This is a genomic window from Pseudomonas sp. GLN_2, assembly GCF_043106005.1.
GTDB classification, from domain to species: Bacteria; Pseudomonadota; Gammaproteobacteria; order Pseudomonadales; family Pseudomonadaceae; genus Aquipseudomonas; species Aquipseudomonas alloputida.
In genome coordinates, this window is the sequence record NZ_JBICMC010000028.1 from 57,872 (window position 1) to 71,726 (window position 13,855).

Annotated in this window: 13 protein-coding genes; 8 read left to right on the top strand and 5 right to left on the bottom strand. The window is 63.5% G+C overall.

What is annotated here, in order from left to right; genetic code table 11:
• Nucleotides 1–53: 53 nt before the first annotated feature.
• Both ACF8Q6_RS07985 and ACF8Q6_RS07990 read right to left on the bottom strand, forming a co-directional pair.
• Nucleotides 54–1,250 carry an aromatic amino acid transaminase gene (locus ACF8Q6_RS07985; protein ID WP_003247729.1) on the bottom strand — a complete coding sequence of 399 codons (1,197 nt, stop codon included), beginning with the start codon at nucleotides 1,248–1,250 and terminating at the stop codon, nucleotides 54–56.
• A 159-nt stretch (nucleotides 1,251–1,409) separates the two neighbouring features.
• Entirely contained in the window at nucleotides 1,410–2,435 is a 1,026-nt protein-coding gene (locus ACF8Q6_RS07990; RefSeq protein ID WP_392490110.1) for an Ldh family oxidoreductase, read from the bottom strand.
• A 141-nt stretch (nucleotides 2,436–2,576) separates the two neighbouring features.
• Here ACF8Q6_RS07990 and ACF8Q6_RS07995 point away from each other — a divergent pair, with 141 nt between their 5' ends.
• The 8 genes from ACF8Q6_RS07995 (at nucleotide 2,577) to ACF8Q6_RS08030 (ending at nucleotide 9,436) form a co-directional block, all read left to right on the top strand.
• On the top strand, nucleotides 2,577–3,449 hold the full coding sequence (locus ACF8Q6_RS07995) for a MurR/RpiR family transcriptional regulator (RefSeq protein WP_012052078.1): 873 nt from the start codon (nucleotides 2,577–2,579) through the stop codon (nucleotides 3,447–3,449).
• 22 nt (nucleotides 3,450–3,471) lie between these two features.
• Complete coding sequence (locus ACF8Q6_RS08000) at nucleotides 3,472–4,224, top strand: transporter substrate-binding domain-containing protein (RefSeq protein ID WP_012052077.1); 753 nt, start codon at nucleotides 3,472–3,474, stop codon at nucleotides 4,222–4,224.
• Between the two features lie 170 nt (nucleotides 4,225–4,394).
• Nucleotides 4,395–5,114, top strand: coding sequence for an ABC transporter permease (locus tag ACF8Q6_RS08005; protein WP_003247720.1), 720 nt, complete (start codon nucleotides 4,395–4,397; stop codon nucleotides 5,112–5,114).
• Complete coding sequence (locus ACF8Q6_RS08010) at nucleotides 5,111–5,821, top strand: ABC transporter permease (protein ID WP_003247716.1); 711 nt, start codon at nucleotides 5,111–5,113, stop codon at nucleotides 5,819–5,821. Before ACF8Q6_RS08005 ends, ACF8Q6_RS08010 begins: the two co-directional genes overlap by 4 nt.
• A 16-nt stretch (nucleotides 5,822–5,837) precedes the next feature.
• Nucleotides 5,838–7,082, top strand: a complete 1,245-nt coding sequence (locus ACF8Q6_RS08015) for an FAD-binding oxidoreductase (protein ID WP_274144548.1) — start codon at nucleotides 5,838–5,840, stop codon at nucleotides 7,080–7,082.
• Nucleotides 7,083–7,104: 22 nt separating this feature from the next.
• Nucleotides 7,105–7,887, top strand: a complete 783-nt coding sequence (locus ACF8Q6_RS08020; RefSeq protein WP_003247711.1) for an amino acid ABC transporter ATP-binding protein — start codon at nucleotides 7,105–7,107, stop codon at nucleotides 7,885–7,887.
• A gap of 268 nt (nucleotides 7,888–8,155) precedes the next feature.
• Nucleotides 8,156–8,716: a PQQ-dependent catabolism-associated CXXCW motif protein gene (locus tag ACF8Q6_RS08025; RefSeq protein WP_392494020.1), complete on the top strand. Its 561-nt coding sequence runs from the start codon at nucleotides 8,156–8,158 to the stop codon at nucleotides 8,714–8,716.
• A 54-nt stretch (nucleotides 8,717–8,770) separates the two neighbouring features.
• A complete protein-coding gene (locus tag ACF8Q6_RS08030; protein ID WP_003254108.1) occupies nucleotides 8,771–9,436 on the top strand; it encodes a response regulator transcription factor in 666 nt (221 codons plus the stop codon).
• 45 nt (nucleotides 9,437–9,481) lie between these two features.
• Here ACF8Q6_RS08030 and ACF8Q6_RS08035 read toward each other — a convergent pair whose 3' ends face one another.
• From ACF8Q6_RS08035 to ACF8Q6_RS08045, 3 genes are all read right to left on the bottom strand, one after another.
• A complete protein-coding gene (locus ACF8Q6_RS08035; protein WP_014860443.1) occupies nucleotides 9,482–11,380 on the bottom strand; it encodes a NahK/ErcS family hybrid sensor histidine kinase/response regulator in 1,899 nt (632 codons plus the stop codon).
• Nucleotides 11,349–12,512: a nitric oxide-sensing protein NosP gene (gene nosP, locus ACF8Q6_RS08040; RefSeq protein WP_392489611.1), complete on the bottom strand. Its 1,164-nt coding sequence runs from the start codon at nucleotides 12,510–12,512 to the stop codon at nucleotides 11,349–11,351. The genes ACF8Q6_RS08035 and nosP overlap by 32 nt, the downstream gene beginning before the upstream one ends.
• 140 nt (nucleotides 12,513–12,652) lie before the next feature.
• On the bottom strand, nucleotides 12,653–13,840 hold the full coding sequence (locus ACF8Q6_RS08045; protein WP_010953581.1) for a porin: 1,188 nt from the start codon (nucleotides 13,838–13,840) through the stop codon (nucleotides 12,653–12,655).
• Nucleotides 13,841–13,855 lie beyond the last annotated feature (15 nt).

Consider the following 13,855-nt stretch of genomic DNA (forward strand, 5'->3'; position numbering starts at 1 on the left):
CACAAAGTCCAACCGCGCCCCACAGGAGGGGCCGTGGCTGACCCCTTGGCGAGTTACTTCTGAACGGCAGCGAACGCTTCGGCAACCCGTTGCAGGTTGGCCGGGCGCAGGCCGGACATGCACACACGGCCGCTGTCGATCAGGTACACGCCGAACTCGTCACGCAGGCGACGGACCTGCTCGACGCTGAAGCCGGTGTAGCTGAACATGCCGCGCTGGCGCAGGAAGAACTGGAAGTCCTGGCCCGGCAGCAGCACGGCCAGGGCATCGACCAACGCCTGGCGCATGTCGAGGATACGCTTGCGCATCACTTCGACTTCTTCGGCCCACTGGGCATTCAGGCCAGCATCGCTCAGTACGCCAGCAACCAGCTGGGCGCCGAAGTTGGGCGGGCTGGAGTAGTTGCGGCGCACGGTGGCCTTCAGCTGGCCAAGCACGCTCTGGGCAGTGGCCTCGTCATCGCACACCACCGACAGGCCGCCCACCCGCTCGCCATACAGCGAGAAGATTTTCGAGAAGGAGTTGCTCACCAGGCACGGAACGCCCGCACGGGCCATTTCGCGGATGGCGTAGGCATCTTCCACCAAGCCTTCGGCGAAGCCTTGATAAGCGATGTCGAGGAACGGGATCAGCTGGCGCGCCTTGACCACTTCGACCACTTGTTGCCACTGGTGCTGCTGCAGATCGGCACCGGTAGGGTTGTGGCAGCACGGGTGCAGCAGCACCACGCTGTTGGCCGGCAGGCTCTGCAAGGTGGCCAGCATGCCGTCGAAGTCCACGCCACGGGTGGCCTGGTCGAAGTACGGGTAGGTGTGCACCTTGAAGCCTGCACCTTCGAAGATGGCGCGGTGGTTGTCCCAGGTCGGGTTGCTGACCCAGACTTCGGACTGCGGGAAGTAGCGCTTGAGGAAGTCGGCACCGACCTTCAGGGCGCCGGAGCCACCCACGGTCTGTACGGTGGCCACCCGGCCGCCGGTCACGGCCGGGTGATCAGCACCGAACAGCAGCGCCTGGATGGCTTGGCGGTAGCTGGCCAGGCCTTCCATCGGCAGGTACAGGGAGGCTTCGTGGTCCTGACCGGCAATGCGTTTTTCCACCGCATCCACCGCCGCCAGTTGCGGCACCACGCCGGCCTCATCGTAGTACAGGCCAATACTCAGGTTGACCTTGTCGGCGCGCGGGTCGGCCTTGAAGGTTTCCATCAACGAGAGGATCGGGTCGCCGGCATAGGCATCGACATGTTTGAACACAGCGTGCAGCTCCTTGGATCAGGACGATACGGAAAGTCAGCCCTGAGCATACCCGCAGAGCGGGCTCAGGAACATCCACTATTGTGCAAGGTTGTCTATGCAACATTGCATGACCGGGGATGAGGGCTGGATTCTTCGCGGGTAAACCCGCGAAGGGGATCAGCCAAGCAGCTCCTTCAGGCCTTGCAACTCCTGCTCGGTCACCGCCACCCCCTCCTCCTCGGCCACCTCACGCTCACGGTAGCGCCGCTCGCCCGGCATGCGCGTCAGCCCCACCGCCTGCATGTGCTCCACCAGCTCGCGGCTGCGCTGGGCAAAGCGCTGGCCTTCGGCCTTGCCCGGGTCGATAACGATGATCAACTGCCCGGTCCACGGCGTTTTCGCGCCCGGATGCCCGGACCAATCGAACTCCCAGGAGAAATGACCGCCGGTCAGCGCCGCCGCCAGCAGCTCGACCATCATCGACAACGCCGAGCCCTTGTGCCCGCCGAATGGCAGCAAGGCCCCGCCTTCCAGAATCGCCTTCGGGTCGGTGGTCGGCTGGCCATCGGCATCCACCCCCATGCCCTCCGGCAATGGCTGGCCGGCACGCGCGGCAATCTGCACATCGCCATGGGCCATGGCACTGGTGGCCATGTCGAAAACGATCGGGTCATGCTCGGCGCAAGGCGCAGCAAAAGCGATGGGGTTGGTACCGAACAGCGGCTTGCGTGCACCATGCGGCACCACGCAGGTCATGCTGTTGACCACGCTGAGGGCTACCAGGCCCTCTTCGGCGAACGGCTCGACATCCGGCCATAGCGCGGCGAAGTGGTGCGAGTTGTGGATCGCCAGCACGGCAATGCCTGCGCTGCGCGCCTTCGCCACCAACAGCTCACGGGCGGCCGCCAGTGCCGGCTGGGCAAAACCACCCGCAGCATCGACACGCACATAGCCGGCGGCCACGTCGCTCACCTGTGGCGTGGCCTGGCCATCGACCCAGCCGCTGGCCAAGGTCGAGACATAACCGGGCATGCGGAACACCCCATGGCTATGGGCGCCATCACGCTGGGCGCTGGCGCAGTTGTGGGCCAGCACCCGGGCCACGGCCTCGCTGCACCCATGACGCTGGAAAATCGCCTGCAACAGGCTTTGCAGCTCGGTAAAAGGCATGCGCACAACGGTGCTGGTGGAAGGTGCGGACATCTGAAGCTCCTTGTTGATTTTGGAATGGCTACAGCGTTGCAACGACAAAAACTTTCCTTCATGTGACAGCAATCTGTCAAATGTTGACTTGATGACAGAAAACATTCATTTTCTTCCCAAGCCTCACCCTGGAGCCGCAGCATGAGCCAACTGATCAAGCAACGCCTGGAAAACAGCCTCGAAGGGGCCGCTGCCTCGGGTCGCAAGATCGCCACCTACATGCTTGCCAACCTGCACGAACTGCCGTTCCAGACCTCGGCCAGCATTGCCGCCAAGCTGGGCGTCAGCGAATCCAGCGTCGGGCGCTACTGTCGCTCACTGGGTTATGCCCACCTCAAGGCGCTTAAGCAAGACCTGCAGAACGATCTGGGCGATGGCCCGTGGCTGGTAGGCGATCGTCTGCAAGATTACCGCCAGAACCAGGACGCCAGCGACAACGCCGGCAGCCTGGAGCTGGAAATCGCCGCCCTGGTGCGCGTACACGAATACCGCCAGAGCCCCGCCTGGCACAACGTGGCGCAACGCCTGGCGAGCAAGCCGCGGGTGTTCATCGCCGGCTTCCAGACCGAGCGCGGCATCGCCATGTGCATGAGCCACCTGCTGCAATACCTGCGCGATGGCGTGCAACTGGTGGACATCAGCGCCGGGCACTTCGGCGAAGTGCTGCTGGGCCGCGCCGAAGACAGCGCCCTGGTGGTGTTCGAGGCGCGCCGTTATTCCCGCCATGCCCTGATGCTGTGCCAAAAAGCGCGCGAGGCTGGCATTGCGGTCACCCTGGTGACCGACACCTTCTGTGACTGGGCGGATGCCAATGCCGACGAGGTGTTCCGCATCCCCACCGAATTCAACCTGTTCTGGGAATCCACCTCGACGATGCTGTCGTGGGTGCATCTGATGGTCAACGAGGTCTGCAAGAAGCTCGGACCGGATGTTGAAAAACGCTTGGAAGCAACTGCCGCTCTACATAACGAATTCGTCGGCTACACCTCGTGGTCGACGGGCAAACAACAATAGCAAGAGTGCAATGAGGTGCGAGATGAACAAGTCCATGGCCTTGCTGGGTGCGTGCGCGCTGCTGCTGGCGGGTGCCGCCAGCGCTGAAACCCTGCGGTTCGCCACCGAGGGTGCCTACCCGCCCTTCAACTATGTAGACGCCGATAACAAGCTGCACGGCTTCGATGTCGACATCACCCACGCCCTGTGCGAACAGATGAAAGTCGAATGCACGCTGGTGGCGCAGGACTGGGAAGGCATCATCCCCGCCCTGATGGCGCGCAAGTATGACGCGGTGGTGGCATCGATGATCGACACCGAAGAGCGACGCAAGAAGATCGCGTTCACCGACCACTACTACCGCACGCCCCTGACCGTGGCGGTTGCCAAGGACAGCAAGATCGACAGCGCCCAGACCGACTTTGTCGGCTACACCGTCGGTGCGCAGTCTTCCTCTACCCAGGCCATCTACGCCGAAGACGTGTACGGCAAGGCCGGTGCCGACGTGAAACTGTACCCGACCATGGACGAAGCCAACGCAGACCTGGCGGCCGGCCGCCTGGATGGCGTGATTGCCGACAAATTCCCGCTGCACGAGTGGATGAACAAGAACGGCGGGGATTGCTGCAAGATCCTTGGCGACGTGGCCGACACCAAGGCCGATGCCGCGATCGCTGTGCGCAAGGACGACGAAGCCCTGCGCCAGCGCCTGAATACCGCGCTGCAACAGATCGTGGCCAACGGCACCTACCAGAAGATCGCCAGCAAGTACTTTGCTTTCGATATCTACAACTGATCTTCAGGAAGTTGTGCGACCACCTTGTGGGAGCGGCCTTGCGTCGCGACAGGGCCGCGTAGCGGCCCCGGCAATCTCTGCAGTTGCATGAACCCTGGGGCCGCTACGCAGCCCTGTCGCGACGCAAGGCCGCTCCCACAAGGCCGCATAACCCGCCCAAGAGGTTCGTCATGCTCGATCAATTGTCCTTGCTGTCTTTCGCCAGCGGAGGCTGGGGCCAGGCGTTGCTGGCCGGCGCGCTGGTTACCGTTTCCCTGGCCTTGGCCTGCCTGCCCATCGGCCTGCCACTGGGCCTGGTGGTCGCGCTGGCGGCGCGCTCACGCAAACGCCTGCCACGGGCCTGGGCCACCACTTTTTCCACCGTCTTCCGCGGCCTCCCCGAGCTGCTGACCTTGCTGATCATCTATTACGGCTGCCAGATCGCCGCGCAGAAGATCCTCGCCGCCATGGGCTACCAAGGTGAGTTCCTCATCAACACCTTCCTCGCCGCGATGATCGCCTTCAGCCTGGTGTTCGCCGCGTTTTCCAGCGAGATCTGGCTGGCTGCCTTCAAGACCCTGCCCAAAGGCCAGTTGGAAGCCTGCTCGGCGCTTGGGCTTAGCAAGCGCACCGGCTTCTTCAAGGTGCTGCTGCCACAACTGACCCGCATCGCCCTGCCCGGCTTGTCCAACAACTGGCTGTCGCTGCTCAAGGACACCTCGCTGGTGTCGACCATCTCGCTGGTAGACCTGATGCGCCAGACCAACCTGGCGGTCAGCGTAACCAAGGAGCCGATGTTCTTCTACGGCGTCGCCTGCCTGGGCTACCTGCTGTTCGCGGCACTGTCCGGGCGCGTGTTCGCCTACATCGAACGGCGCAGCAACCGCCACCTGCAAGGAGCACGCGCATGAGCTTCGATCAACTGCTGGCAATGGTGCTTGACCCCGACCTGCTGGAACGCTACGGCCCGCGCTTCATCGACGGCCTGCTGGTAACCGCCAAGCTGGTGGCGATTTCCTTCAGCCTGGGTGCTGTGCTCGGCCTTCTGCTGGCCCTTGCCCGCCTGTCTCGCAGCCTGGTACTGCAGCGCATGGCAGCTGGCTACGTGTACTTCTTCCGCGGCTCGCCGCTGCTGGCGCAATTGTTCCTGCTGTACTACGGCCTGGGCTCGCTCAAGGGCTTCTGGCAGGACGTCGGCCTGTGGTGGTTCTTCCGGGATGCGTGGTTTTGCACCTTGCTGGCGTTCACCCTGAACACTGCCGCCTACCAGGCCGAGATCTTCCGCGGCAGCCTGATGGCGGTTGCGCCTGGCCAGCATGAAGCGGCGCGGGCGCTGAACCTGAAGCGCTCGACCACGTTCTTCAAGGTGATATTGCCGCAGTCGCTGCTGGTAGCCATTGGCCCGTTGGGCAACGAACTGATCCTGATGATCAAGGCCAGCGCGATCGCCTCGCTGGTGACGATCTACGACCTGATGGGCGTGACCAAACTGGCCTTCTCGCGCAGTTTCGACTTCCAGATCTACCTGTGGGCCGCCGTGCTCTACCTGGTGATCGTCGAACTGGTGCGGCGCCTGCTGAAACACCTGGAAGCTCGCCTGGGCCGCCACCTGAACTGACCGAAGGATACGTTTCATGCATTGCCAGACCCTTGTCCTCGGCGCCGGCATCGTCGGCGTCAGCACCGCGCTGCACCTACAGGCACGCGGGCGCCAGGTAATTCTGATCGACCGCGACGAACCGGGCAGCGGCACCAGCCACGGTAACGCCGGGCTGATCGAGCGCTCCAGTGTCATCCCCTATGCCTTCCCGCGGCAACTGAGCGCACTGCTGCGCTACGGCCTGAACCGCCAGCCCGATGTGCGCTACAGCCTGGCGCACCTGCCCAAGGCCGCACCGTGGCTGTGGCGTTACTGGCGCCAGTCGGCACCCGGGCGCCTGGCCGGCGCCGCCGCCGATATGTTGCCGCTGGTGCAGCGCTGTGTCGACGAGCACGACGCGCTGATCGCTGCCGCCGGCCTGGAGGGCCTGGTGCAAGCCAAAGGCTGGATCGAAGTGTTCCGCGACCCCGCGCTGTTCGAGCAGGCAAAAACCGATGCCAAGGGCCTGAGCCGCTACGGCTTGCGGTTCGAAATCCTTGAATGCGGGCAGCTGCAGGCCCGTGAACATCAGCTGGACGCCACCGTGGTCGGTGGCATCCACTGGCTCGACCCGAAAACCGTGAACAACCCCGGCGCGCTCACCCGTGGCTATGCGGCGCTGTTCCTGCAGCGCGGCGGGCAGTTCGTGCATGGCGATGCGCGCAGCCTGCGCCAGGCCAATGGCCAATGGCGGGTAGAGAGCCAGCGTGGCCCGATCACTGCCGACGAGGTGGTGGCCTGCCTTGGGCCTCAGTCAGCCGACCTGTTCAGCGGCCTGGGCTACCAGATCCCGCTGGCCATCAAGCGGGGCTACCACATGCACTACAGCACCCGTGACGGCGCTCAGCTGGAGCACTCGATCTGCGACACCCAAGGCGGCTATGTACTGGCGCCGATGGCGCGCGGCGTGCGCCTGACCACCGGCATCGAGTTCGACGCAGCCAGCGCGCCTGGCAATCAGATTCAGCTGGGCCGCTGCGAGGCCTTGGCGCGCAAGCTGTTCCCGGCCCTCGGCGATCGTCTGGACGACACGCCATGGCTGGGCCGCCGCCCCTGCCTGCCCGACATGCGCCCGGTGATCGGGCCGGCGCCGCGCCACCCAGGGCTGTGGTTCAACTTCGGCCATGCCCATCACGGCCTCACGCTGGGCCCGGTCTGCGGCCGGCTGCTGGCCGAGCTGCTCACTGGCGAGCCCCCCTTCACCGACCCCGCGCCTTACAGCGCGACCCGTTTCGACTGAACCCACGCGGGAGAACAACAAGATGACCGCACCACTGAGCCTTGCCACCCTTGCCCCCGAACCCGACCCGCGTTCGGTGCTGATACGCATCGAAGGCCTGAACAAGCACTATGGCGCGTTCCACGTGCTGCGTGACATCGACCTGCAGGTGCGCGAAGGCGAACGCATCGTGCTGTGCGGGCCGTCCGGCTCGGGCAAGTCGACCCTGATCCGTTGCATCAACCGCCTGGAAGTCGCCCAGCAGGGCAGCATCCAGGTGGACGGCATCGACCTGGCGGCCACCACGCGCGAGGCCGCACAGGTACGCAGCGACATCGGCATGGTGTTCCAGCACTTCAACCTGTTCCCGCACATGAGCGTGCTCGACAACTGCCTGCTGGCCCCCACCAGCGTGCGCGGGCTGTCACGCAAGGACGCCGAGGAGCGGGCACGCATGTACCTGAGCAAGGTCGGCATCGAAAGCCAGGCGCACAAGTACCCCAGCCAGCTGTCCGGCGGCCAGCAGCAGCGCGTGGCAATCGCCCGGGCGCTGTGCATGAAACCGCGGATCATGCTGTTCGACGAGCCCACTTCGGCGCTGGACCCGGAAATGGTCGCCGAGGTGCTGGACGTGCTGGTGCAGTTGGCGGGCACGGGCATGACCATGCTGTGCGTCACCCATGAAATGGGCTTTGCCCGGCAGGTCGCCGAGCGGGTGCTGTTCCTTGAGGGTGGGCAGATCATCGAGGACAGCCCGCCGCAGGTGTTCTTCAACCAGCCGCGCACCGAGCGCGCCAAGGCATTCCTGGCGCAGATACTGCACTGATTGAAGACCTGTCACTGAACGTGTGCGAGCGGCCTTGTGTCGCGAAAGGGCTGCGCAGCAGCCCCGGCAATCTATGTACAGTGCTGAAATCCGAGGGCCGCTTTGCGGCCCTTTCGCGACACAAGCCCGCTCCCACACCTTGGGCGTCTCCCTGCCTTCAGGCGCCCGGCCCTCTACTACTTTAGTACTGCATTTACTGTCTATCGTCGCATTCACAAAGGACCGCCACTGGCATGTAATGAGTCCATAACAAAAAGGAAAAACCTCCATGCCACGTGCCCTGCCCCGGCTGCCACGCCCTTTGCTGGCGGTACTTTCGCTGAGCCTGACGTTAGGCATCGCCCAGGCTGACACGGCGCCGCTGTTCTCCGCCGACGGCTATCGCACCACGCACTACCGCAGCCCGACCCCGCAACAGGTCGAAGGCGGCCAGGTCGTCGACACCGCCACTTTGCAAAGCCTGCTGGGCCAGGCGCCCAGGCCGGTGCTGATCGACGTCTATCGCCGCCAATGGCTGCAAGGTCGTTTCATCGAAGACGAACCACACAGCAACCTCCCCGGCAGCCTGTGGCTGGCCAACGCCGGCGACGGCGAACTGAGCCCGGCATGGCAGGACTACTTCGTGCGTAACCTGCAAAAAGCCACGGCCGGGCACCCGGACCAACCACTGGTCTTTTACTGCCGCTCCGATTGCTGGTTAAGCTGGAACGCGGTAAAACGCGCGAAAGCCTTGGGCTATAACAACCTGTATTGGTACCGCGACGGCCTGGATGCATGGCAGCAAGCCAACCTGCCATTGCAGCCGGCACAACCGGTGCCGTTCCCCTGAAATGCCTGTGTATGCGTGCCCCGCTCCATCCAATAAAAACAAGGTGAAAAGGCCATGTACAAAATTCTGATTGCCGACGATCACCCCCTGTTTCGCGAAGCCATCCACAATGTCATCAGCGATGGCTTCCAGGGCAGCGAGGTCATGGAGACCGCGGACCTTGAAAGCGCCCTGGCCCTGACCCAGGCGCATGACGACCTCGACCTGATCCTGCTCGACCTGAACATGCCCGGCATGCACGGCCTCAATGGCCTGATCACCCTGCGCAACGAGGCGCCGACCACGCCGGTGGTCATTGTTTCGGCCGAGCAGGAAAAGCAGATCGTGCTGCAGGCCATTACCTACGGTGCCGTGGGCTTCATCACCAAGTCGTCGCCACGCTCACAGATGATCGAAGCGATCGAGCAGATCCTCAATGGCAATGTCTACCTGCCGCCAGACATCATCCGCGCGCAAAAAAGCAGTACCAGCCGGCGCCATAACGATGCTCCGAGCTTCCCGCCGGAAATGCTCCAGGCCCTGACCCGCAAGCAACTGCTGGTACTCGAGCGCATGACCAAAGGCGAATCGAACAAACAGATCGCCTACACGCTGGACATCGCCGAAACCACCGTCAAGGCCCACGTTTCGGCGATCTTGCGCAAACTCAATGTGCACAACCGGGTACAAGCCATCCTCAGTGCTGGCGATATCGATTTTGCTGATTATCTGCGCCGTTGACCTGTTCCGACGGCTTCGCGGGTAACCCCGCGAAGCGGCCAACCGCTATGCCACGCCACTGGCCAGCAGATGGCTCATCGCCGTCTTGAGTTTCATCGGCCTTACGGGCTTGTGCATCAGCGTGTGACCCAGCTCGCGGATCTGCTGCTTGAGATCGTTGCTGTAGTTGGCCGTGATCATCAGCGCCGGTAGCGGCTGGGCGCGGCGGGCATTGATCCGCGCTACGGCGTCGACACCATTGCAGTCATTGTCCAGGTGGTAGTCGGCAATCAGCAGGTCGGCCTCGGCATGGTAGTTGTCCACCTGGCGCGCCAGGTCTTCCTCCGACAGCGCAGTGACCACCCGGCAGCCCCAACCTTCCAGCAAGGTACGCATGCCCGCACAAATCGCCGCATCGTTATCCAGCACCCACACCCGCGCCCCGCGCAGGCGTTCGAGCATCGGCTCGCAGATCGCCTGGCTTGGCTGGGCCTTGGGTGCAGTGGCGCTCAGCGGCACCTCGACAGCGAACACCGAGCCTTTGCCCAGCCATGACCGCACGCGGATCCGGTGGCCGAGGATGCCGGCGATCTTCTCCACGATTGCCAGGCCCAGGCCCAGCCCACGGTCCTGGTCCGGGCGCTGCACATCACCCCGCTTGAACTCCAGGAACATGTCTTCCAGGTGTTCTTCGGCAATGCCGATGCCGCTGTCCCACACTTCAATCCGCACGCCACCGCGCTGGCGCCGACACCCCAGCACCACGCGCCCGCTGCGGGTGTAGCGGATGGCATTGCTGAGCAGGTTGCGCAGGATGCGTGCCAGCAGCTGGATGTCACTACGCACGACGGCAGAACACCCCACAAAATGCAGCTCTAACCCTTCACTACGCGCCACCTGGGCGTATTCGGCAGCCAGGTTGTCCATCAGTTCGTGGAGGGCGAACGGGGCGACATCGGCCTTGATCACCCCGGCATCGAGCTTGGAAATATCCACCAGGGTACCCAACAGGTTTTCCACATCCTCCAGCGAATTGCTGACATTTCGCACCAGGTGGGCAGCGTTTTGCGGTTCGTCGCGCTCGAGCAACGCACTGGTGAACAGCCGCGCCGCGTTCAGCGGTTGCAGCAGGTCATGGCTGACCGCCGCAAGGAACTTGGTTTTCGACAGGTTGGCCTGCTCGGCCTCGCGCTTGGCCTCGCGCAGACGCGACTCGGCCTGGCTGCGCTCTTCGATTTCGCGCAGCAACTGGTCGTTGAGGCTGGTCAGTTCGGCAGTCCGCTCGCGCACCCGTTGCTCCAGGTGCTGATACGCCTGGTGCAACGCCTGTGCGGTGTTGCGGCGCTCGGTGATGTCGCGGATCAGCACGAAGATACCCACCACTTCGCCACTGGCCAGGCGGTTCGGTACGTAGGAACGTAGCATGTAGCGTTCCTGGCCGTTGATATTGGTCTCGGCAAACTCGAACGTTACGCTCTCCCCCGCCAGCGCCCGCGCCACGTAGCCTTCCAGGCGCTGGTAATGCTGCTCGCTGTGGGCCTCGCGCAGGCTCTGGCCCAGCATCACGCCATGCGGCCAGCAATACCATTCTTCGTAAACCTTGTTGGTGAATTCGTAGACCAGATCGGCGTTCAGGTAGGCGATCAGCGCCGGGACGTTGTCGGTAATCAGGCGAATCTGGTGCTGATGGGCCGTCTCGGCCCGCTGCCGGGCCTCGCTGAGCAGGCGGTTGACGGCCTTGAGCTCGGCCATGGCCTGGTTCAACGCATCGGTGCGTTCGCGCACCTGCTCGGCCAGCACCACTGAATGCTGGAACGCGGCGTAGGGGTCGTTGCCCCGGGTCACGCCCGACTCGATGCGCTCGATCAGTGCGTCATTGATACGCTGCAGCTTGTGGTTCTGGTGCTGCAGCCGGGTCAGCTCGGCCTGCAGTTCAGCGACCGACAGGAGGCCGGTTGCGGGCAATGGCGACCCCGGTGAAGGTCTGGTTGATGTGCATGCCATTGAACTGTTCTCCGTAGGTGTTGAAGCCGATCACCCGTTGCTCGCGCAGGAACGCGCCGACCGGCTCCAGGCCGTGGTGGGCCTCCAGTTCCAGCCGCCGCAGGAAACAATCACAACCGATGGTCAGCAGCAACGGTCCGAGACGCTGGTGCAGGCCATCGAACAGCTGGTGCAGGTTCGGCAGCAGCGGGCCCGGGGTCATGGCCGTGAGCACGATGCCGTTCTCCACCGCGCAGTAGAAGCTCAAGCTGAAGTCAGGGTGCATTTGCTGGATCGCCCGCACGTAGTACTGATCATGAATGCGCACGGCCAGCGGGTGGGCGGCGAACACCCGGTGATCGAGCGCAGCCACGGGCACACCAATGTGGCGGGCATATTCCTCGGCCGCCGGCTCGGCATTCAGTTCGAAAACCCGGCGCTGGGCGCTGTCGGCACCGGTGACCACCAGCTTTTCCTGGCGCGGCAGGATGTGATGCGTGGTGAACACTTCGAAGTCGAGCCAGGTGTTGACCAGCACCACCACGGCTGCACCGTTGTGGAATGTACCGCCGTAATACACATGGGTGCGGTTCAGGTAGTTGTCGTCACCGGCCGAGCCGCCGAAGTGCGGGATATCCCCCAGTGCTGCGCTGAGTGCGGCAAGCACCATCTCCTCGCGGCTGGACAAGCCATCGAGCAGCGTGAGTGCAAAGCTGTGGCCCTTGATTGGCGCCAGGGTATTGCTGCGGCAGGTGCCGACCAGCCGCTCGACCATCTGCTGCGCGTCGATCAGGCTGAAGCGCTCCATCTCATCGATCAACGCGGTGGCGATCGAAAAGTGCCGGTGATCGAAGCCCACCGCCGTCACGCAATTGCGGCCGTAGCCCAGCGGGGTGATTTCACCGGCGCTGGTGCAGCCGACCAGGCGTATGCCACCAAAGTCCTGTTCCAATGCTTCGCCCAAAGCCTGCAAGTCGTATTCGGCGGAGCAGAAGAACAACACGAAACCCAGGTGCGGGTGCAGCAACTGCCGCGCCAGGTCCTGAGCGGCCAGCCGTGCGTCGGTAGCCTGCGACATGGCATTGACCACACCGTCGTTATGAGCCTGCTGCATCGTGGTCTCCGGCACGGGGTGGCTGAGTGATCAGTTTAAGGAGCGGGTGGCGGGTGACGAATGCTACTTGGGTAGCGGGTGGGCGGTTCCATGGGCGTAAAAGACCGTGTCATTCGGGGCCGCCTTGCGGCCCCGGCCGCTTACCAGGTCAACACCGCGCCCACCGCAAAGGTATCGGTGTCTTCGTTCTGCGCACTGGTGTCATGCCCGTCGATGGAAAACTGGTTGTACTCGGCCACCAGTTTCAGGTTGTCGTTGATGTCATGGAACAGCGCCACACCCCGGGTCTCGTAGTCCGCGCCGCTGCCAACCGCACCGTTGCCATCGTCCTTGGTCTTGCCATAGGACAGCGCCACGCGGTTCTTGCCGAACTTGTACGAGCCCTGCAGCAGGTAGCCATCACTGTCGACATTGCGCAAAACCGGTTCGCCGGCATTGTTGGTGAAGAACGGGTTGATGCCTTTGGCCTGGAACCCCGAGCCGGTCAGCGACCAGCCGCCCATCTTTGCCTGCACCCCGTAACCCACCCCCTTGGAAGTGATCGTTTCTACCGTGGAGTCAGTATTGTCCGAGGTCTGGTAACTGCCGTTGACCCAGCTGTAGATCTGCGCCCCACCCAGGTCGAACTGGTAGGTGATCTCGCTCTCGGTGCGTGGGTTTTCCTGGTAGGCCTTTCCGGTTGGGCTGCTGTCGTTGGTGTCCACCGGGTCCATGATGCCCACCGCCACCCGCAGGCCCTCCATCACGGGCGTACGGTAGGTGATCTGTGAGGTAGGGAACGGGTATGGGTAGCCGCTGCCAATGTTGCCGAACGACACCCCGCCGCCGTCCACCAGCCCCAGGGTGTCGCTGACCTGGCCATAACCGGCCAGCAGTTCGTCGAGCAGGATGTTGGAACGGGCGAACAGCCCGAAGTCCTTGCCGATCAGCACCTCGCCCCACTCGGGGTTGGCCACCGTGCCGTAAAACTGGCGCACGTCGATGGCGGTGTCGGTGCCGTTGGTTTCACTGTCGTTGATGGTTACCCAGAACGAGGCACGCGCGCCGAGCTTCAGGTCATCCACCTGCTTGCCCATGTTGAAGCCGAGGTAGTTGGGCAAGAAGCCCATCTTCACCCGCGACTGGCGGCGGTCAAACTGCTCGCCCTCGCGATCGACCTCGCTGTTGACGTAGAAGGCGTTGATATAGCCATCGGTGGAAAACGTCGTCTGGTCCTTGTCGTACAGCATGATCTCGGCTTCGGCGACGCTGCTCAGGCCAAGCGCAGAAAAGCTGGCGATGGCGGCTGCGAGAAAACGAGGCGGCAGGTGCTTATTGTTGTTGTGCATGGCGCGCTCCAAACG